Annotated in this window: 11 protein-coding genes; 1 reads left to right on the top strand and 10 read right to left on the bottom strand. The window is 64.0% G+C overall.

What is annotated here, in order from left to right; all coding sequences use genetic code 11:
• Positions 1–442: 442 nt before the first annotated feature.
• The 10 genes from VH599_02825 to drmD form a co-directional block, all read right to left on the bottom strand.
• Positions 443–2,338, bottom strand: coding sequence for a DUF1998 domain-containing protein (locus VH599_02825; protein ID HEY7347227.1), 1,896 nt, complete (start codon positions 2,336–2,338; stop codon positions 443–445).
• Positions 2,335–6,537, bottom strand: a complete 4,203-nt coding sequence (gene drmA / locus VH599_02820; GenBank protein HEY7347226.1) for a DISARM system helicase DrmA — start codon at positions 6,535–6,537, stop codon at positions 2,335–2,337. Before drmA ends, VH599_02825 begins: the two co-directional genes overlap by 4 nt.
• A gap of 170 nt (positions 6,538–6,707) precedes the next feature.
• A complete protein-coding gene (locus tag VH599_02815) occupies positions 6,708–8,825 on the bottom strand; it encodes a UvrD-helicase domain-containing protein (GenBank protein HEY7347225.1) in 2,118 nt (705 codons plus the stop codon).
• 358 nt (positions 8,826–9,183) lie between these two features.
• Complete coding sequence (locus tag VH599_02810; protein ID HEY7347224.1) at positions 9,184–9,528, bottom strand: hypothetical protein; 345 nt, start codon at positions 9,526–9,528, stop codon at positions 9,184–9,186.
• Positions 9,491–9,652, bottom strand: coding sequence for a hypothetical protein (locus tag VH599_02805; GenBank protein ID HEY7347223.1), 162 nt, complete (start codon positions 9,650–9,652; stop codon positions 9,491–9,493). The genes VH599_02810 and VH599_02805 overlap by 38 nt, the downstream gene beginning before the upstream one ends.
• Positions 9,653–9,703: 51 nt before the next feature.
• Positions 9,704–9,904 carry a hypothetical protein gene (locus tag VH599_02800; GenBank protein ID HEY7347222.1) on the bottom strand — a complete coding sequence of 67 codons (201 nt, stop codon included), beginning with the start codon at positions 9,902–9,904 and terminating at the stop codon, positions 9,704–9,706.
• 154 nt (positions 9,905–10,058) lie between these two features.
• Positions 10,059–10,649 carry a hypothetical protein gene (locus VH599_02795; GenBank protein HEY7347221.1) on the bottom strand — a complete coding sequence of 197 codons (591 nt, stop codon included), beginning with the start codon at positions 10,647–10,649 and terminating at the stop codon, positions 10,059–10,061.
• 172 nt (positions 10,650–10,821) lie between these two features.
• Entirely contained in the window at positions 10,822–11,910 is a 1,089-nt protein-coding gene (locus VH599_02790) for a type IIL restriction-modification enzyme MmeI (GenBank protein HEY7347220.1), read from the bottom strand.
• Positions 11,911–11,972: 62 nt separating this feature from the next.
• Positions 11,973–15,434 carry a hypothetical protein gene (locus VH599_02785; GenBank protein ID HEY7347219.1) on the bottom strand — a complete coding sequence of 1,154 codons (3,462 nt, stop codon included), beginning with the start codon at positions 15,432–15,434 and terminating at the stop codon, positions 11,973–11,975.
• A gap of 203 nt (positions 15,435–15,637) precedes the next feature.
• Positions 15,638–18,835 carry a DISARM system SNF2-like helicase DrmD gene (drmD, locus tag VH599_02780; protein ID HEY7347218.1) on the bottom strand — a complete coding sequence of 1,066 codons (3,198 nt, stop codon included), beginning with the start codon at positions 18,833–18,835 and terminating at the stop codon, positions 15,638–15,640.
• A 398-nt stretch (positions 18,836–19,233) separates the two neighbouring features.
• Between drmD and VH599_02775 the strand changes: the two genes are divergently transcribed.
• Complete coding sequence (locus tag VH599_02775; GenBank protein ID HEY7347217.1) at positions 19,234–20,586, top strand: hypothetical protein; 1,353 nt, start codon at positions 19,234–19,236, stop codon at positions 20,584–20,586.
• Positions 20,587–20,821: the final 235 nt, after the last annotated feature.

Here is a 20,821-nt window from a genome sequence, read left to right as displayed (position 1 = left end):
AGAAACATCAGTATGGCTCAACTGAGGAGGGCAAGTGGTATGAATATGGAACTGCAAAGGTTGTATAGGGCAGCACTATGATCGTCGCAGGCTTGAGGTGGCCGTGCGTAGCAGCAGCATTCGGGTTGCGATGGTAGACGTGTTCAAAGGTGCGTCTCCAGGGCCAGTCATTCATAAGGGCAGCCGATTCCGCTTTGCAGAGTGGAAGCTCGCCTGATTCAAGCACACTCCAGGAGCGCCCCTGAAGTCCATCTTCCCTGGCATCATCGCGCTCCTGGTGAATACGCTTAAGGACCAGGCAGTAGGGATTTCCGGAGGGAGCCGCGCAAACGGTGCCGTTCCAACGGTTCTGATGCCAGGGGACACGAATCGTCAAATGCTACATAGCATTCCTCGTCCATTCCGCAAATTGAGCATCCAGCTCGTGCCTGGCAGATGTGTCTTAACGGCTCTTTTTGGGTTCGCTGGTATCAAAGAACGCGAGATCGGGATGCTCAATGGTGGGCACCAGGAGCGAACGGTCCAGATATTTGTTGCCGCGCTCGCAGGAGGTTTCTGGCACGAAGAGGCAGGCGTGGCAGGCCGCCGCGTGCAAGACGACCATCTCCGTGAGAGGCGAATGCTCGGCGCAGAGAGGATCCGACGCACACCAGCGCATCCGTTCCAGCGCGGCATCAATGTGCCTTTCTAGCTGCTCAGGTTGGCCCAGGCTCACCAGACCTCCCAGGGTTCCCTCGCTATCGGGCGCAGCCGTGTAGATGAGTACCCCGGCCATCGGGCCATCCTCGTGATCTGGTGGCAGCGAGTAGATGCGCTCTCGTAGGCTTGCCGCTGTGTAGCCGCAGGCCAGCGACAGCTGGCGCATCAGCGCGTGCGCGAAGGTATGCAGCAAGATATAGCGCGCATCTGGGAAGCGAATCTGCTGGGGGTCAAGGTGGCGCTGCTGGCACCAGCGGTGATGTGCCACCCGAAACTCCTGCCGTCGGCGCTCAACGGCTGGGATGGCGTGTAGCCAGTGTTGAATGGTTTGCTCATCAAACTGGATGAAGATGCCCTCGCCGTGCACCTCCGAGGCGGGCGCCCAGCGCGTCGGCTGGCGCGAGAGGGGCGCGTAGCTCAGTTCGCCCTGCACCTCCTCTGCGCTGCCAAAATCATTGGGGGAGGTGATGCGCGTAAACCCCACTAATGCCAGCACTTCGCGCAGCCGTTCGATCAGGGCAATGCGCGAGAAGGTGCCCTGGTAGCGAGACGGCACCGGGGCGGCTTTCATCCGAAACTGTGGGAGGCTGGGAGCCTCTTCGGGATGGGTAAAGATGGTCCACTCCGGCACTTTGATGTTGGTCGGCCTGGCTGCGGCGGTGTCCTGCCCGCTCCGCTTGCGTTCCACAGCCTCCCAGATTTCTTCGGCGCTGTAGCTGCCAAACTGCGGTAGGGAACCAATATCACGCAGGAGCGCGACCTCCTGCACGTTGTGAGTCCTTTCCAGCACATGCCAGTGCATATCCACTAACTGGCCGAGCCGGTCAACCGCCGTCGGCACCGAGAGCGCGGAAAGCAGCACCGGGAACCAGCTATTGGAGGCTCCCAGTAGAATCGTTCTCATCTGCTCGGTGCAGCCGTCCTCCTCATAGTCGCGCAGGTGGGGACGGCGACCCCGGCAAAGCGGCATGGACGCTTTGGCCTCCTCGCCAAAGGCTGCCGACATCGGGCGTCCGCGCTGGCAGACCTCGCAGAAGACCTGGATGTCCGCTGCTTCGCCAGATACGCCGAACTCGCGGAGCCGCAGGAGTGACTGGCAATCAGTTGGTCCCTGGTGGACAAAATAGTCCCAGGGAAAATCATCGAGGTGGCCGTTCTGGCAGGCGACGAGAAAGCGCGCCGGAATGGCTGCCGGAGGGCGGGCCGCCCGCTGGCAGTTGCGGTGCAGATAGCGTGTATTCTCGGGGTGGAAGGGATGGGCCTTCAACTCGAAGAGATCGGAGTCCAGCGGGGCCAGGAGTCGGCAGAACGGGCAGACCATCCAGCGTGGAAACGCGGCCACCGGCACACCTACCAGCGCGTTTTCTCCCAGGGCGCGCTCGTTCCAGGGGCCACTATCCTGTGACACCGGCAGCGCGAGCAGGCGATCTACCTGATAGCCTAGCAGGATACGGACCCATTGGCGCAGCCGCTCCTCGCCAATCTCGGTCATAGGCTGCGTCTGCCAGTCTTCCAGGCCCATCACCATAACAGAGAGGTTGGGCAGGTCCACCACTGCTCCCACGCCAAAAGTGGTGAGCAACTGATGCGGGCGCAAATCGCCCACATAATGCTTTTTGGCTTCTGCTCCGTAGGTCACGCCTCTTGCTCTCCTTCTGGCTCCAGCCTGGCAACGGGTACCAGCGGGCGCTCTGGCCCGCTCTCCAGGCTGCGCTCATCCAGAATCAGCCGGATCATCGGCTCGACATCGCGCAGCGAGGTCAGGCAGGTGAACGGCTGCCAGGCGCGCAGATCAGGCGCGCGCAGCAGGCCAAGCGTCTTACCGTCAGAGCGATCTCGATAGCCCAGGATGCGCCCGCCCGTAGCTCGCCGGGCGGTCTCCAGCCAGGCGTCTATACGCTCCTCTAGCTCGCGGCGCACGAAATCACCAGCTTCCGAATCGCCGGTAATCAGCCGGGCGCGCCCGGTAAGATCGGCAATCGCCTGCTGGAGATACGGGTGGCCGCCGGTAATTCGGCCAGCATGGGCGTTCTCATTGAACTCCAGCCCAAGCAGCCGCACATAGGCCACGAGCAGCGCCGATAGGCCGCGATCCAGGGCACGCGCCGAGAAGGGTGTGACCGAGAGCGCCTCCACGTGCTGATAGAAGGTGGCGTGGTAATGCTCAAACTGCTCATAGTGAGAGAGATCACGCGGGCGCGCCCAGTTGAGGACAGCGCAAACCAGGCCCGGTTGGCTGCGACCGATGCGGCTGGTGGCCTGGATGTATTCTGCTGTCGTCTTGGGCTGACCGGCCACAACCATCAACCCCAGGCGCTTCACATCAACCCCAACCGAGACCATATTGGTTGCCAGCAGGACATCATAGGGACGACGCTTCTCCGAGCCTTTGCCCGCTTTGCGCGCTGCCTGGCGTTCGGCTTCATCAATGGGATCAAAGACGACTTCAAGCCGGTCCAGCACCTTAGGGATGTCGGTGGAACTCTTGCGCGAGGTGAGTTCTTCAATAGACCCGGCCAGGCGTTTGGCAAGGCCGCGTGCATTCATTTTGCCCAGGCGGCTGCGCACATCGTCATCAATAAGGCGGCGCGCCCCGGCCAGTTCACGGATAGAATTAAAATAGCCTACCAATGTCATCCAGGGGTCAGCAGCGCGCCCATAGCGTTCATACAACACCTGCCCGGCAGACAGGAAGGCAACATAGACGCGAATTAGCACGTTCTTAAGTTTGTGGCCGGGCGCGCAGATGCCGAGATACCGCCTCCCTGGATACTGCTCGCCAGGAGGACGCTGGAGGGAGAAGAAATTGTCCTCAACATCCAGTCCCTGTGGCGGGAAGACCTGCACCTGACGCAAGAAAAGCGCGTGTACCTGCGCGGGCGCGTGTCTGATGGTTGCGGTGGAAGCGATGACCTTCGGGCGCACTGTTCGACCATCTACCTCCCACGAGGCCAGCCGGTCAATCACCGATTCATAGAGGCCGACCAGCGTGCCCAGCGGGCCGCTGATGAGATGCAGTTCGTCCTGAATGATCAGGTCAGGCGGGCGCAGCGGGCCGCGTGGCTCGGTGCGCACCATTGGCAGGCCGTTCCGGCGCGGATGCAGATCGCTGTCCTCAATCTCTGGCGAGCGGAAGCCGTGACGGGGGCAATAGCCGTTGACCTGCCCGAAGAGCATGCCCACCGCGCCATTCCAGGGCATTTGAGCGAACTTGTCAACGGTAGCGATGAGCAGAGACGGCAGGCGTCGGTAGATCTCCTCATCCACAACCAGCACCGGCAGCCCTTCCTCTGGCGCGAGCCGCTGGCTGAAAGGGCAGTTGCCCAGTGGTTCACCACAATAGATAAAGGTCCGGCCCGCGCCCTGATTGTAGGGGTCTACTTTGATATGGCGGCCAGGGTCGATCTTCGCGCCGCACCAGGGGCAGTTGGTCAGTTGGGCGGGCGAGCCACTGCCCCCCAGGGAACTGCCGCGCCTGAACTGCCCGTGATCGAGCCGGACGGCTTCGGCGCTGTCGCTGGTCCAGTTCGGGGTGGTGCGCTGGCCGACCCACAGGCCAATGCGAAACGGCGTCGTGCCCCAGCGCGTATCGCCTCTGTCCAGTGCTTCGCGGCGAATCACCTCGCAGGCACAGATCAGCGCAGTGGCGCGCTGGAACTGCTGGATGGTCAGCAGGCGCAGGGTATAGCGCATGAGAACGGCCACGCCCTCTTCGCCGGAGCGCCCACCAACCGTTCCCTGCAAGCGCCGGATTGCCAGGGTATAGGCAGTCAGGCCCAGGTACGCCTCGGTCTTGCCGCCGCCGGTGGGAAACCAGAGCAGATCGGCCACCGCGTCGGGCGCCGCGCCGCGCTCCGGGTGGCGCAGATCGGTCAGCGATAGCAGGTTCAGCAGGATAAAGGCAAGCTGGAAGGGACGCCAGGTGCGATTGGCCGGAACGTCAACCGCCGTCAGGTCAACTGGCTGCCCGCGCCGCGCAGCCTCAGAGACAAGCGTGTGAACGCGCTGCTGCCACATAGCGTGGTTGAGAAAGCGAAAGGCTGCTGCTGCCTGCGCGTTCGTGCCCAGCAGATCAATACCGGCCTGGATACGCCGCAAGGTCACGCGGCAGGCATCCAGCGCGTGCTGAGCCGTCTGGCGATACTCGCCAAGCCGGGCAGAGGGGTCTGCAATACGGTCCTTCTGGCCGACAATCCAGGCAGCATAGGACGTGACGAGCGGCATCAGCGCGCTGGCAAAGTCAGCGTCGGCGGTCTCGGCCAGGGTGCGCATATCCAGGATAAGATCGGCAAGGCCGGGCAGATCGTCTGCGCTTGGCGAGGTGGTCTGTGCGACTTCATAGGTTGGAGCAATGCGCGTGCGTATCCTCACGGCGCGGTCTGGCTGGCCGGGGGCCGTCTCGGTATGGATGCTGACACCATGCCCCACCGCAAACTCCACTCGCTGGCGGTAGAGCATCGCCATGGCCTGTTCTTCGTCCGGGGCGGCGCTGGCGACTAAAGTCGCGCCTTGAGGCTGCGCCACCAGGCCTGCCTGCGCAGGCTCCCCCCACTCCCCCGCGCCTGCGCCCAGCCCGCGAAGGCGGGCTTCGTGTCCCGTAGGGACTTCAGGTGCGACTTTAGTCGCCAGCCCCGTCTGGCGGCAGAAGATGGGCGCGCCATCGGGCGCTTCCACCTGAAGTTCCGGCTGGAAAATCCAGGCCAGATCGCGCAGTTTGCGGGGTTCGCGCTGGGTGTTGACCAGGAAGAGGGTGACGATCCAGTTCTCGCCCAGACGGCGCACCAGTCCGCGCACGATGACTTCTGGCTGGCGGGCATCGGGGAGCATTGCTTCGAGCGGGCCAACCTGTAAGGGGACATCCTCAAGGACGCCGCCCATTGGCTCGCGTTTCCAGATCAGCTTGGGGTTGCCGCTTTTGGGATTGAAGAGGGTGGCGCTGGCTACGCGACGATAGCGCCCCCAGGTGGCACGCATGCGCAGCGCCGAGGCCTCGCCATCAACGCAGAAGCTCAGGCCGAACGAGGAGGGATAAAAGGTGGCGCTCTGCGCTTCGCTTTCGGTGCTGCCCTCCTCGGCGCTGTCGGCGCCCGCGACGGCCAGATCATCCTGCTCTTCCGGCGCGACAACCCGGCGGCGACCTGGCGGCGCGTCCTCCTCCGGCCTTCGGGAACGGCTGCCTGGCCTCTCCGGGTTCGGCCACTCTCGCTCCCGTTGGTCGCTCGCGCGCTCCGGCTCCTCCGGGGTGTCGGGGCCGATGCGGCGGCGCTGGGGCGCGAGCATGCCGATCAGATAGCGATCTGTGATGTTGCGCTCATCAACCTCTTCTTCCGGCCCGCCTGCCGGTCCAAGCAGGTCATTCAGCACGAGCTGCTCTAATTCTTCGCGCATCTTGACCGGCGGCGGCGCGGCCAGCAGCGCCTTCGGCGGCTCAGGGCTGGTTGACGCCGCTGCGTCCTCTGCCGGGGTACGCTCTTCCTCCTCGGTGAGTGGTTCTTCTGCTGGTTCCTCGGCTTCCGCTTCCTCGAAGAGATCAGGCTGGCTGGTATCGTCCCAGAGCGTGCGCCTGGTCGTTGAGCGGTGCGGGCGACCTGATGGCTGCGTATTGCCATCCAGCGAGGCGCTGATCGCTTCGGCCAGATGGTCAGGGACGGTTTCAATGCCGAGGGCATCGGCATCTTTCACAAGATCAAGGCCGGTGAACAGCACCTTCAGCGCGTCGGCGGGGGCTTCCTGCACGCCGCTCCAATCCAGCCGGGCCTCGCCGCGATGCAGGCGCAGGTTCAGCAGCAGCAGGTTCAGATCGCCAGGCACGACGGCTGGCAAGATGATTGTCTCCATAACCCCCCTCTCACTTACTACTTTAACTATGGCTGGCGGCTGAAGGCCGCGCCTGAAGGAGCCTTTGGCTCCACAAAGCCCGCCTCCGCGGGCTAGGACGGAGGCTGCGCCCACACGGGCGGGGGGAGCCTGCGCAGGCAGGCTTGGTGGCGCAGCCTTCAGGCGCGGTTTTAACCGCCAGCCCGCTCCAGATTCCAGTGCTGACTGTCGAAGCCGTGCAGCAGGGGCGAGGGCTGAATGGCTGGCGCGATGATCAGCAGCGCCCGCATGGCGCGGGTCATCGAGACGAAGACCGTCCGGCGCTCTTTGGCGAGCAGATCGTCCCAATCATCCTCGGTCATGGCACTGCGCCGGGCAGGATATGGCCCGCCCACGAAGCCCGCCAGTGCGACGACCGGAAACTCCAGGCCCTTGGCGGATTTGAGCGTCAGGACTTTGATGCCGCGCCGCGTCAGGTCAAGGTCTCGCCCGTTCATGAAGGTGGCCTCCAATCCCCGTTTGCAGAGGTCGGTGGCAATGGATTGCCCGGCGTCTTTGGTGGGGCAGAGGATGGCGCAGGCTCCCAGGCCCAGCCGCGCCTCGCGGGCGGCGGCGGGAAAGAAGCGGGCCAGCAAGTCAAGCTCCTCAAGCTGGTTGGCGACAGCGCGCATCGCTGGCTGGGGGCCGTTATGCTGATACGATTCGGCTTGCTCGCTGTCCAGCAGGTCATCACCGAGGTAGCTGTGCGCGGCCTCGCCAATCTCGCGGGTGGAGCGATAGTTGACGCGCAGCAGACCCGTCCGACCCTTGAATTGCAAATCTTCGTGGACATCGCTCCAGCGAAAGCCGCTGCGGTAAATGGACTGGTTGGCGTCGGCGGTGACAAAGAGCCGGTTGGGGGCGCGGCAAAGCGCGATCAGCAGGCGCAGCAGGCTGGGGTCGAGGTCTTGCGCTTCGTCAATGATGACGGCATCGAAGCGTCTCAGTCCTCCCCCACTGCGCACGATCTCTTCCGCGCGAGAGCGTAGCTGCTGCCAGGTGAGTATGCCTGCCTGGCGCAGCCCCGCCAGAAACGCCTCGCGCACGCTCCAGACGGCGCGGCGCTGGATGTCGTTGAGCGGCTGCGTGCGCCCAGGGCGCGGCGCGGCGAGATAGGCGTCCAGACTGGTCAACTGGCGCGCCTCGATCACGTCGCTGATCTCTTCGATGAGATAGTCGAGATCGAGCGCGTTGATCGTCTTGACCTGCGCCTGCTTTTGCAGGGCGTTGCCCTCGAAGCTGGCGGCGCGGATGGCCTGCCGCGTGACCTGGCGCAGATCGGCTGGCCGGGCCATATGCGTCTGCTTATTGGCTCCGGCGATCTCGCCGGCCAGGCTGTCTGCCGTGCGCACTTCGACGCGGGCGACATCATCGCCCAGCAGGCTTTTGAGCAACTGGCGCGAGAAGGTGACGAGGGCGTTGGTATAGGTGGTGAAGAGGATGCGTGGCTGGGGCTGGCCCTCTGCCCGCAAGACGCGCAGCAGTTCGCGCACGCGATAGAGCGCGACGGTACTCTTGCCGCTGCCCGGCCCGCCTTTGACCAGCGTCGGCCCGCTGGCGGTGATGCTCCAGGTGACAAAGCGTTCCTGTTCGGGGCTGAGCTTGAGCAGAAACTCGACCAGTTTGCCCTCTTTGTAGCGCAGCAGGTCGTCGCCCTTTGGCGCGACATACTCCGGCTGCTTCACCACCTCAATCACCGGAGGCGCGCTCACACAGTCCAGCACCCGTATGAGCAGATGATCCGGGACTGGCGCGAGGATCACCTCATCTTGCGTGCGGCAGGCGATCAGACTGTCAAAATACTCCTGTGGAATGCCCAGGCGCGTGAGCAGGTCGGCATCAATCGGGATGAGCAGCGGAACCGCTGCGGCGGTCCCGGCATGCTTTGGGGGCGGCTCCAGCAGCTTCCCAAGCGAGGTCGGCGGCTCCGGCAGATCAATGTCCTGTAACGCTTCTGGCGACGGGGGCGAGTCGTCAAGCGCCTCGTCACCCTCATACACATCGTCGCGCTGCCCGACTTTGAGCAGCTTCACCCAGTCCTGGCCGCTCATCTGGTCGTGGCCGTAGGTATAGAAGATGCGATAATCACCGGCGCGCAGGCGATAGATATGCTGGCCCTGATACTTCTTGACCACTCTTTTCAGATGCCCATCGGGCGTGGGATCGTCGCAGAGCAGATCGGCTTTCTCTGATAGAAACGCTCGCTGGTCTTTGGGAAAGCCCCGGCGCTGGTTGGTATAGGTGCGGGAGAACGATACTTCATACGTCATCGGCAGCAGACCCTCCCTGTCACAGTACAACGTATCGGTTTTCATCCGGCGCTCATCTGCCGCTGGCTGGCGGCTCTTTCCTGCCCGCTGACCACGCGCTTGTCCGGGCAGCAGAGCGATACACAGCCCTATTGTACCGCAGAGGTCAATCGTTTGTGAATAGCTCGTGACGCGAGTCAATCCAGGCTTGTGTAATGGGCCAGATGGCGGCTGAAGGCAGGCGGGTAAACCCGCGCCTGTGCAGGCCCCCCCTGCCCGTGTGGGCGCGGCCTCCGTCCTAGCCCGCCTACGCGGGCTTCGTGGAGCCAAAGGCTCCTTCAGGCGCGGGTTTACCCGCCTGCCTCCTTGGATTTCCCTGTTAATCCTTGGGGGGATGCAAGCCAACTGCCACCCAGGTCTGGCGCGCTTCCACCAGCTTGTCTCGGTTCAAGTGCAGCGCCGCGACTGTTGCGCGCCCGGTAGGTGTCAGGCCAAGGATGCGGTCCCCTTCTGGAGACCAGGCAAAATGCTCGCCCCACTGCTGCTGTCGAGGATGGAATAGGGGCACGATCTCGCCGGTCAGCGGGTCAGATGCCTCAACCCGGTGGGGGTCAAACAATAGCCGCAGCGATGGCGTGCCTGGGCTGCTGCGCGCCGCCGCAAGGCTTTCGAGATGTACGCCTTGCTCACGGCTGCTCAAGCAGCACAGAAATGTCGTGCCCACGCTCTTTGAGCAGCAGCATGGCGCGCGAGCGGATCAGGATGCCCCGATCATACTGGCGCATCAACTCGTCTCGCCGTTGCCATTCGGCCAGGGTGAGTCCTGATCGCCTGCGTTTGGCACGCAAATGACGCAGTTCATCTGCGGCCTCCCGTGCCAGGGGATTGCGGGCTGCCGCTCATAACTCCTCATCAGACAGGTGGGTCATGGTCTCGTGGAGGTCTTGTAGGTCTGCCGAAGCCCCTTCCCCCTCTGTGGCGTTGGCAGCCAGCAGATCGAGTGCTTCCGCTTCGATAGGGCGACGGGTACCCTCTGCACGCTGTTTGATCTGCTGGTAGAGGTGATCGGGGACACGCAGCGTCAGCGTTTGATCAGCCATTGGCTCACCTCGCTTTCTTTCTTCTCATTGTACCACTGGCTTCCTCTCCTCTGTCTCTTCCCCCCTTTCTCTCTCTATAAGAGAGGCAGAGAGAAGACGCCAGCATCACTCTCTGCAAGAGAAAAAACGAAGAAAGAAGAAAGCGGGGATGCCGCTAGCCCTCTTCATCGGCGGGGACAGACCACACTTCGCGCCTCCGCCCGCCTGTGGAGACCATTTCCCAGCGCGCCCAGCCCAGGCGTTCCAGCACGAACAGCGCGTCGTTGATGCGCTCCGCCGAGACGTTCCGGCTATAGCGCCGGTAGATGTCTGTCCGCGAGAGGGCTTGCTCGCGCAGCATCGCCAGAATCTCATCGGCCATGCTGTCCCCTGTCGTGCGGGCCAGGCGCTCCCGCATCCGTTGTTCGGCTTCAGCCTGGCGCGCTTCCGCCTGCATCTCCTCCCATATCTCTGCCAGCACCTCCCTCCAACTCTGCCCGTCGGAGGTGACAGCATCGCCCAGGATGACCAACGCCCCTGGCGCTCGCTCGTGCAGCATCAACGCAAGCTGCTGCTGCGCCCCCCACGCTCCCACTACCTCAAACGTTTGCAGCAGCCGCCGCATCGGGGCGGCCCAGGGGCCGTAATCCTCGCCTTCCAGAGGCGGCTGGTCTTCCAGCATCCTCTGCACATCCCGTTGAGCCTTCAGGGTATACGCTTTCACTTCGGGGTCATTGGCTCTTAGCAAGTCTTTCATTTCGTCCAAGATTCCCACCTGTACACACATCCCTTTCTGGCGACGCTCACCCCGCGCTGGCCCACCCCGCGCTCCGGCACGTCCACACTTTCACTGTAGAACATATGTTCTACTTTGTCAAGAAGAAAGAAGTATGATGCGGTGGTGTGGCCGGTTACTTCTTTCTTCGTTGCGGGTCGGCTTATGCCTCTTCGTCGAACAGGCCGGGCGCGCGCGCGGTGGCCTCTGCCTGCCCTTTGCCTGGGGCGCTGGCCTCTGTTCGACGCGACCCCTTCTTGCCCTTGCCGCGCTTGTCGTGCAGACCCAGCGTCTCCTCTTCGGCGTAACGCTGGTGATTGAGCGCCAGCAGCCGCGCCAGCGCCTCTTGCCGCGCTGCTTCGCTGATGGTGTAGCGCGTGCCCTGCTTCGTCTGGTGGAAGCCATGCCCCAGGTCCAGATCGCCCCAGCCATAGGCCAGCGCGACGGCGCGATCCATCTCGGCGTGCAGTTCGCGCAGCGCGGCGATGTCTTCGGCCCGCTCGTGGGGGTCGTGGAAGCGGTTATAGGTTTTGGTCAGCCCTTCCTGCCGCCGCTGCATGATGCCCTGCCGCTCGTGGTAATACCACTCGCCAATCTCCTCTAAGCTCGCTGTGCTTTCAGGGAAGGGGTATGTCTCAAAGCAATCGGTGGGGGAATAATTCAACCGGGTTTCTAATTGAGATGAATAAGTTCGCGCCCAGGGCTCATGCAAATTAGATTGCAGCAGGGCAAATTGTGACCAACCTTCTATTGGAAACACTACAAGACGATGGGCAAAAACTTGATTAGTTGGAACAAAGGCGAAGCCAACATGGTGAGTTACAATGCAGAGGACCAGCACCCGCCGCATCCCTGCAATGGTGGCATAGAGGTTCATTGTTGGCCTCGCAAACTGCCACCAACGCCTGGCACGATCTTTTGCGGTTGCATCTCCTGATGCTAACTTATCGCGCTCTGGCTTGACCTTCTCACGCACGATAGCCATGCAATCAGGATAGGTTTCGGCTCGCTCTAACGGCCAATTATGGAAGTTAATCACCCAGCGGCTCGGTGACTGGTCCGGGCGTGAGTTCAGGTCTTCGCCATTCAGATAGGGAAAGAGAACATCTTTATTGCGCAGGTCTTTGGCAATCAGCGCCTGTGCCTCTTCTGGCGTCAGTACAAAGCCCATGCCCAGCACATAGGAGCCGATGAAGGATTTATCTTCGTTGGCAGCAAGGCGATAAGGCGGCCCATAGGCAACAAGAGGCACGCTCGTTGGCACTGTTCGTGTTCTAGTCAGTACCTCTGTGAGAAACGGGCTAATCTTAGAGACTACCCTCTCATCCAGTACACACTGCTCTTGCCAGGAGCCATGCCGCAGCCAGAGATGGGCCACTTCCAGCGAAGCCGTTCCAGGCCAGGGGCGGCTTGGCACCGCGCGATAGATGCTGAAGCCTTGCGCGGCGAGCCGGTCCAGCCCGACCTCGCGGGTATCGCCCTGGGCAATCGTGTTCGTCGCCAGCAGGCCCATATCGCCGCCTGGGCGCAGCAGATCCCCGCACGAAGAAAGAAGTAAGTGCAGAGGTCGGCGCTGCCTCGCTTGCCATCTGCCAGCGCCTCCACCAGATACTCGCGGTATTCGTCGCCCAGCGTGCCGGTAATCCGCTGGCCGCCCATGAATGGGGGGTTGCCCAGGATGGCGTGGAAGCCAGGGGCAAAGGGCTGGAGGGCGGCCACACCCGGCCCCGCCCCTGCCGCCAGGGATGGCGGCGCTACAAGTCCCGCCCCTGCCGCCAGGGATGGCGGCGGTACAAGCCCCGCCCCTGCCGTCGGGGACGGCGGCGCTGCAAGTCCCGCCCCTGCCGTCGGGGATGGCGGCGGTACAAGCGTGGACAGCGCGGCGTCGAGGGCGTCGGCGTCGGCGGGCCGGGCGTCGGCGTGAAAGACTTCGGGGAACTCCAGCCACCAGTGGAAGGGATGGCGTCCCGCCAGCAGCCGGTCTGCCTCCTGGCGCAGCTTTCTTCTTTCTTCGTTCGCCTTCGCTCGTTCCTCCGCTGAGTAGGGGCGCAGCCGGTCCTCTTCCAGCCAGGCCAGCGCCGTCAGATAGCGGTCACGCCAGCCCTCGCGCAGGCGGGCGCGCTCTCTGGGCGTGGGAGCCAGCGCGCTCGCCGTCAGCAGATCGCAGCCCAGCCTGAGCAGCGCGACGGCTTCCTCGGCCTCGGCCAGCTTGCGCTCCTTCGCTTCCGCTTCCTTCACATCCTGCACCAGCCGTTCGGCAATCTCGCGCCGCAGCTTCAGCGCCGTCTCCAGCGCCCGGCGCACCGGCTCCGCCAGCAGCATCAACTGCTGCTCATCCCCCGGCGTCAGCGACCACGTTTTCAACTGGCGCTCATCCGCGCCCAGCAGCGAATCGCCCCAGCGCAGGGCGTGGTCCAGGAAGGTGAACGGCCTGCCCTTTGCCAGCGTCACCAGCCAGAGCGAGAGCTTCGCCATCTCGACGGCCATCGGGTTCTTGTCCACGCCATAGAGGCAGCGGTCACAGATCAGCCGCAGGGCGTCGGCCCGGCGATTCTCCGGGTCATCGGGCAGCACCTCTTCGCTCTGGCCGCCGCGCGCGGGCAGGCCCTCGTAGGTCAGGACCGGCTTGGGGATGCCCGCCTGGCGCAGCCGCTCCTCTTCCTCGGCCCAGGCTTCCAGCAGCCGTTCGGAGAGATAGCGAGCCGCCTGCACCAGAAACGCGCCCGACCCCATCGCCAGATCGCAGACCTTGAGCCTGAGCAGCGCCCAGGCCGGGCGCAGCCGCCATTCGTCCTGTGGCTTGCCCTCCGCTGGCCCGTCGTAGACCAGCGGCTCCAGGGCATAGCGCGCCAGCGGATCGGTCAGTTCGCGCGGCGTGTAGTGCGTGCCGCTGGAGCGGCGGTCCTCGCCCGCCGTCACATAGCAACTGCCCGTCGGGATGACGACCGGGCGGCCAAAGGTATCCTCGCGCAGCAGTGCGATATAGGTCAGCACGCGATGATAGAGGTCGTCGTCATTCTCGCAGGCGGTGCGCAGGCGCATGGCCGCCTCCTTTGACGGGGCGCGCTCCAGCCTGCGCTTCAGGACGGGCGCTTTGCTGCCGGTGCGCTCGCTGAGGAAGGCCAGGAGGCGGGCGTCTGAAGAAGCGCCTGCGGGTAAACCCGCGCCTGAAGGCTGCGCCACCAAGCCTGCCTGCGCAGGCTCCCCCGGCCCCGATGGGCGGGCGTCTGAGGACGCGCCTGAAGGCTGCGCCACCAAGCCTGCCTGCGCAGGCTCCCCCGGCCCCGATGGGCGCAGTGTTCGTTCCAGCCCGCGCAGGGGGGCTTCGTGTCCCGCAGGGACTTCAGACGCGGGTTTACCCGCCAGCGCCTCCAGTTCCTCCAGCGCCACCTCTGCCCCGCCGATCAGCCCCAGGACCGGCCCGGCGGCGCGCTTTGCCGTGTGGTCCAGCAGGCCCTCGTAGACATGCCCGATCTGCTCGATGTCGAGGGCTTTGTAGGAGAGCCGCCGCGCCTCGCTCAGCCCGCCGCCGGGCAGACGCTCGCGCAGCAGTTGCAGCGCCTCCAGCAGATGCAGCACCGTGCGGTTATCCACCGGCAGCGGGTTGGCGGGCGTCTCGCGCCAGTGGGTGCCGGGGGCGCGCCCTTCGAGGAAGGGATAGCGGTCGGGGTCGAAGAGGTGGCCGCCATAGGCAGGCAGCGCCATCTGGTCGGACTCCACGCCGCCATGTACGGCGCGGAAGGTTGCCAGCAGCCGACACCAGGCATCGGTGCGGCGCTCCAGCGCCTCTTCCGGCTCCTCCTGGGTCGCCTGGCGCAGTTGGTCGCGCAGCGTCGAGACGGCGTACTGATCGTGATAGAGCGGCTCATCCAGCAGCAGCAGCCCGCGCTCCTCCGCGCAGAAGAGGAAGACCAGGCGCATCATCACCGTCAGCGCGGCGTTATACAGGTCTTGCTCGCTCACGTCCCCTAGCAGCGCGTGGCCGCGCTCGCGGTCCACGCGGTCCATCGCCTGAATCAGCACCTCGACGGCGCGGCGCACCTGCTCGCCAAGCTGAATGGTCACGGCAGCCTGGTTCTGGGCGCTGCGCTTGAGCATCCCCTCCAGCGTCTGGTCGTCCGGCGCGTTGAAGAATCGCTGCGCCCCCAGCAGGCTGCGGAAGGCTTGCAGGGTCAGGCGCTCCTCCAGCCAGAGTTCGGCATACCAGGAGGCCAGGCCGGTGGGCAGGAAGCCATGCCCGGTTTCATCGGGCAGCGCCGTCACCAGCATCCACTGCTCGCCATTCGTCACCAGGCCCAGGCGCACATTGGTGGCGCGCAGCAGTTCCATCATGCCGGTTGCCGGAGACAACTGCCTGCCCATCGGCCTTTCCAGATGCTGCCTCGGAGGACAGATCTGCACCAGCAGCCGCGCCTGGCCTGCCTCCCGCCTGCCGGGGGGATTGAGCAAGGCCAGGTCGGGGCGCAGCGGCTCGGCCTGATCGGCCAGCTTCGCCTTCAGGTCCGGGGGCAGCGCCTGCCCTTCGGCCAGCAGATTGGGCGGCAGTTCCAGCGTGCGCTCCAGCACCCAGCGCACCCAGGCCCGGTGAATGGCCGGGTCGGCCAGACTCGCCTGCCACTCCGCATAGGCCAGCCGCAGCAGCCGCGCCTGCTCGGCCTCGTCCGCTGGTTTCTCCAGGCCAGCCGGGAAGACCTCCGACAGCACCGGCACACTCAGGAACGGCCCCGACACCTCGACCAACGACAGCCATTCGGCATGATGACGCGCCATAGACATATATCTTCCTCCTGGGGTGGCAGGCGGGTAAACCCGCGTCTGGAGTCCCTGCGGGACACGAAGCCCGCTTGCGCGGGCTAGGACGGAGGCTGCGCCCACACGGGTGGGGGGAGCCTGCGCAGGCGGGCTTGGTGGCGCAGCCTTCAGGCGCGGCCTTCAGCCGCCAGCCACGCTACCTCCATGCAGGCGCTCCTTCCAGGGCACTAGCCATGAGCAAGCCGCTCCGGCACCAGATAGGTAATCGCCACCGGAAACAGGCTCGGCTCAGGATTGGCAAAACGCTTGCGGATGGCCTCGGTTTCGCGCTCGATCTCGCCCGGAATCTCGGCCAGGCGGCGCTCCAGAAAGCGCCGGTCCTCATCGTACTGCTGGCGCTCATCCAGGCTAAAAAGCGGAAGCTGCACCACGTCAGGCTGATGCAGTTCCGCCAGGATGCCAGCGCGCAGCTCCTCCAGGATCGCCGTCGTATCGCTGATCTCCTTCTGCGCCCGGTCTTCCAGCAGTCTTTGCAGGCTGGCTGCGCGCTCTAGCTTGCGCGCCTCCAGGGCCGCCAGAATCGTCTGCTCATGCCCATATCGGGACCAGGTAGCGGCCAGCCGCTGCTGAACGGCTTCCGGCGCCGCCTGGGGTAAGGCGGCCTCCAGCGCGCGCTGCACCTCGCCCACGTTCATGCGCACAAAGCGCCCCTCGCGGATGAAGCCGCCTGCCGTCAACAGTTCTTCATGTAGGCGCTGATAATCGCTGCCCAGCAGCACCAGCCGCGCGTGGGCGATCAGCGCGGGCGTATCCAGCGCACTGTTGGGGACGAGGCGCGCCGTTACGCGATGCAGGCGCTGGCCGCCAGCCGATGACCAGACTTCGGCGCGCAGCAGCCGCAGCGCCCGCTGTACCAGCGCGTGATTCAGATGCGCCAGCACCACGTCATCCCGCCCGCGTGCTTTGGATTCATCAAAGACGATAGGCCGCACCACGCGGGTTAGCGGATGTTCCAGCCCCTGCGCGCAGGCCGCCCAGCTTCCCGTCAGGCGCGGGAGATAATAGACCTGGAGGGGCTGGTAACGTCCGGTCGGGTTGGTCAGCGTCTCTTCGCGCAGCGGCGGCTGACCGGCCAGGTCAAGCGCAATCTTCACTACCGCTTCGATGTTGTCTGGCTCCAGCCGCAGCACGCTTTTGCTTTCCAGCAACTGCCTATGCAGCCGGTCAACCTGCTCGCGCAGCCGCTGCTCGAATTGCAGCACCGCGCGCACCCGCCCGGACTTCTTCTCCTCGCTGCTGGTATCCAATCGCACGCGCCTCCCAAGCATCGCCTCTTCCACCTGCTCGGCAATCACCGGCCCCACATTGCCTAAATCCTCTCGAATCTGGTTGACCTTCTTTGCCGCCCGCATCAGAAACTCCAGATCGGCCTCCAGTTCCCCAGGCGAGAGCGCCGCCAGCGCCTCCTCTTCGCCTAGCTGCTGCCGCTGCTGGTAGCCCGCGCCCACAAAATGATAGATCAGCACCTCTGGCGCTCGCTGCCCATGCCTATCAACGCGCCCGTTGCGCTGCTCCATCCGGTTGGGATTCCAGGGAATCTCAAAGTGAATCAGCCGCGAGCAATGGTTTTGCAGATCGATGCCTTCCGAGGCTGCATCCGTCGCCAGCAGCAGGCGCACCGGGGCCAGCGACGGGTCCGCCTGGAAGGCCGCCTTCATCCGCTCGCGCTCCTGCACGTCCATACCGCCATAGAGCGTCATCACTCGCTGGCCCTGTGTCAGTCCGGCGCTCGCCAGCATGCTCTCCAGCCACTTCTGCGTCTCTCTATATTCGGTGAAGATAATCGCCCGGCGGTTGGTCCACTGTCCGCTGTCCAGCAGTTCGCGCTTCAGCCAGGCGATCAACTGGTCCGTCTTGCTATCGGGTCGCGTGCTGGCTTGCTCGGCCCAACGCTGCATCGCCGCCAGCAGGCGCTCCTCCTCCGGCGAGGGCGCGCGAAAGAGCCGGGCGGCCTCCTCCAGCGCGTCATCCACCGCCTCCTCTTGTTCCTCCTCAGCGCCGTATTCCTCCTCAGCCCGCTCCAACTGCTGGCGCAGCAGGCCGATGGGTGTCTGACGCGCTACCGGCATCGCCCGGCGCGCCGTTTCGAGCGAGCGGCGGTGTCGTTCCAGAGTCAGCGCAAACGCCTGGGGAGAGGAAAAGAGCCGCTTCTTGAGCAGCTTGAGCACAAACCTGGTGGCATAGGTTTCTGGTGTATTCGTATCATTCGGCAGCGCGGCCAGGCGGCTCTCGCTGTAGCGGCGCAGCAGGACGTGCGCCTGGCGCTCCTCTTCGCTGTAGGGTACTTCAATCGCTTCGAGCCTGCGCTCTGCGAAGCGCGGCCCGCCATCCCACCCTTTCAGTTCCGATTTCAGGCGGCGCACCATCACTGTCGCCAGTTGCTCGCGCCTGGGTGGCACCCCGCGCGCAAACCGCTGGCTGTCCAGCAGTTCCAGCAGCGCGGTAAAGCTCTCCTGATAGCCGTTATGCGGCGTCGCCGAGAGAAACAGCTTATGCTCGAAATGCGGGGCCAGCAGCCGAATCACCTCGGTTCGCTGCGAGCCAACCGCGTAGCGCCCGCGCCCCGATGGCGCGATATTATGCGCTTCATCCACAATGAGCAGGTCAAAGCGGCGCGGATAGATTCGCTCGCCCTCGGCAGGCAGCGCCTCGCGCATCAGGCGCAGGGGCCGCTCGCGCTTGAGGAAATCAATCGAGGTAATCAGCCGGGGAAAATGGGTCCAGGGATTCACATGCAGCCCACGCTCGCGGCGCAGCGTCTTCATCAACTCCGCGTCTACGATGCGAAACTCCAGGCCGAACTTATCGCGCATCTGATCGCGCCACTGCATCTGGAGCGATGCCGGGCAGACGACCAGAATCTTGCGCGCGCGATGCCGCAGCAGCAGTTCCTGGCAAACCAGGCCCGCCTCAATCGTCTTGCCCAGGCCCACATCATCGGCAATCAGCAGATTGGCGCGCGGCATCTGGATGGCCCGCACCACCGGGTCAAGCTGATACGCCTCGATCTCGATGCCACTGCGAAAGGGCGACTGTAACGCCCGCACATCCGCCGAGGAAGCCGCGTACCAGCGTACCGCATCCAGAAAGGCATCGAGCCGCCTGGGGTCATCAAAGCCGGTGGGCGCGGGCAGATCGCCCTTTTCCACCACCCGCGCGCCTGGCTCCAGTTCCCAGATCACCTGTACCTCTTCGCCCAGCGCGTCATCTTCTATCGAGGCAAGCGTCACCAGATGCTGGGGTTGTGGCAGCTTCCGACGCACCGGGTCCAGCGCCAGAGGATGCTGCTGCACATCCGTCACCACAAAGCGGCGCTGTCGCACATGAACCAGGCTCCCTTGCTCTGGCGGGGCAAAAACGGGCATGGTGGTATTCCTTCCGGCGCTGGTGTGGGGAAATGGGCGTCGTTGAAGAGCGCAGGTTTGCCTCACCCCACAAACACTCGTAGCAGTACGCGGCTGGCGCTCGTCACAGGAGACGAGGCAGCGCCATTCTAACATATCCGAGCCAGACCCTCAATAAGGATGAAGAGGGGGCAGTGGCAAGGCGAGTTGCTTTGACCTCTACCGCCATCATCATCGTTGCCTTAGCTGCCCGACCTGCCAGGATGCTCTGATCTCATCTGGTCGCCCACACGGATGCTGGCCCATCGGTGGGAAGCGGCTCTGGACCTTCGTAACGCCCCTCGTAACGCTGGCGAGACGGGGGCATGGTATGCTAGGCAGAGAAGCAGATGATGTGTACCAGGAAGAGAGGGCCACCGATGCAGCAGTCAACGTCCTCAAACGTCCGCGCCAGCCGCGCCACGCCCCCTGCCACCGAGACCCATCTCCACGGGTGGCTGCTCGTGGCGGCCCGCGCGCTGGTCTTTGTGGCGCTGGCCGTTACCACCGGGCTGTTTGTGCTGGCGCTGCCCGGCAGCGTGTCTCGTCTTGCCACCCCCTGCGCGGATCCGATGGATACCTGCCTCATTGCGCCAGAGCAAGTTGCGCCGCTGGCGCGCCTGGGCATCACGCCCACTGACGTGGCGGTGGTGGGTGTCGTGCTTTCTTGCCTGGGGGTGCTGTTGGTGGATGGCGTGGCGCTCGTCTTGCTCTGGCGGCGCTCCGACGATTGGATGGCCTTGCTGGTGGCCCTCTCGCTCATCTTTCTCCCACTGGGCTTCACCCCGGTCCTGCACACCTTTAGCGCGGCTCCTGGGGTCTGGCAGGTGTCAGCCGCGCTGCTCAGCGTCGTCGGCAGCATCACATTACTCTTTGTCGGGGCGCTCTTTCCCAGCGGGCGTCTAGTGCCGCGCTGGCTGTGGATTGTCATGCTGGCGGTGGTGGTATTTGGTAGCCCGCTTGGTGATATGATTCCGATTCCTGGACCTGAAGAACTTGGCGCGCTGCTGGTACTGGCCCCGCTGCTGTGTTTGGGCGGCGCGCAGTTGTATCGCTATTGGCGCGTGTCCACGCCTGTGCAGCGCCAGCAGACCAAATGGGTGGTGTCTGGCCTGATCCTTTTCATCGTTGTGAATCAAGCGTTCTGGCAGCCCTATGTCTTTTTCTCAGACTTGCACCGGCCAGATTCACTCTATCTGCTGCTGGCCTATCTTGATAGCTTTCTGCTGGTTTGCATTCTGGTCGGTTCTTTTAGTGTTGCCATCCTGCGCTATCGGCTCTGGGATATTGACGCCATCATCAACAAGACCCTGGTGTATGGCTTCTTGACGGGCCTGCTGGGCGCGATCTATGCCGGGCTGATTCTTGGCCTGCAAGGTCTGGCAGGGGCAGTCAGCAACCAGACGACTGATGAGCCAATCATCCTGGTGATCTCGACGCTGGTAATTGCGGCGCTCTTTCAGCCGGTACGGCGGCGCATCCAGACGATCATTGATCGCCGGTTCTATCGGCGCAAATATGATGCGGAAAAGGCGCTGGCTACGTTCAGCGCGGCGCTGCGCAATGAGGTGGACCTGGAACACGTGCAGACGCAGTTGCTGGCTGTGGTGCAAGAAACGATGCAGCCCGCGCATGCTTCGCTCTGGCTGCGCCCAGCCCAGCAACGCTCTACGGAACCAGCACGCCACCTGGAATCACCAGAGACGATGCCTCCCAAGCCAGGCAGCGTCTAAGACGAGGCTCAACTGGAACAGATCGATTTGGTCATGTCCGGTGGCCGACAGGATTAGCTTGCAATCAGTGCAAACAAGTAAAGAAATGCCCTCTGTCAAGTACCCGCCCCTCAAGAGGGCGGGCTTGCAGCTATCTGCCCCCGGCAGACGCTACCATAGGCCGCTTGGCTTCGGCCCTGGAAATATTGATAGCGGCGTTCACGTCGGCGTTCATCTCATGCCCGCATCTGCGACA

The sequence above is a fragment of the Ktedonobacterales bacterium genome (assembly GCA_036557285.1).
Classification (GTDB): domain Bacteria; phylum Chloroflexota; class Ktedonobacteria; order Ktedonobacterales; family DATBGS01; genus DATBHW01.
Note: the sequence above shows the minus strand (reverse complement) of the source record. Positions and strands in the feature narration are given on the sequence as shown.

Coding starts and splice junctions, on each gene's coding strand:
- drmA (HEY7347226.1), bottom strand. CDS start 6,537: ATGGAGACAATCATCTTGCCAGCCGTCGTGCCTGGCGATCTGAACCTG.
- VH599_02815 (HEY7347225.1), bottom strand. CDS start 8,825: ATGACGTATGAAGTATCGTTCTCCCGCACCTATACCAACCAGCGCCGG.
- VH599_02800 (HEY7347222.1), bottom strand. CDS start 9,904: ATGGCTGATCAAACGCTGACGCTGCGTGTCCCCGATCACCTCTACCAG.
- VH599_02785 (HEY7347219.1), bottom strand. CDS start 15,434: ATGTCTATGGCGCGTCATCATGCCGAATGGCTGTCGTTGGTCGAGGTG.
- drmD (HEY7347218.1), bottom strand. CDS start 18,835: ATGCCCGTTTTTGCCCCGCCAGAGCAAGGGAGCCTGGTTCATGTGCGA.
- VH599_02775 (HEY7347217.1), top strand. CDS start 19,234: ATGCAGCAGTCAACGTCCTCAAACGTCCGCGCCAGCCGCGCCACGCCC.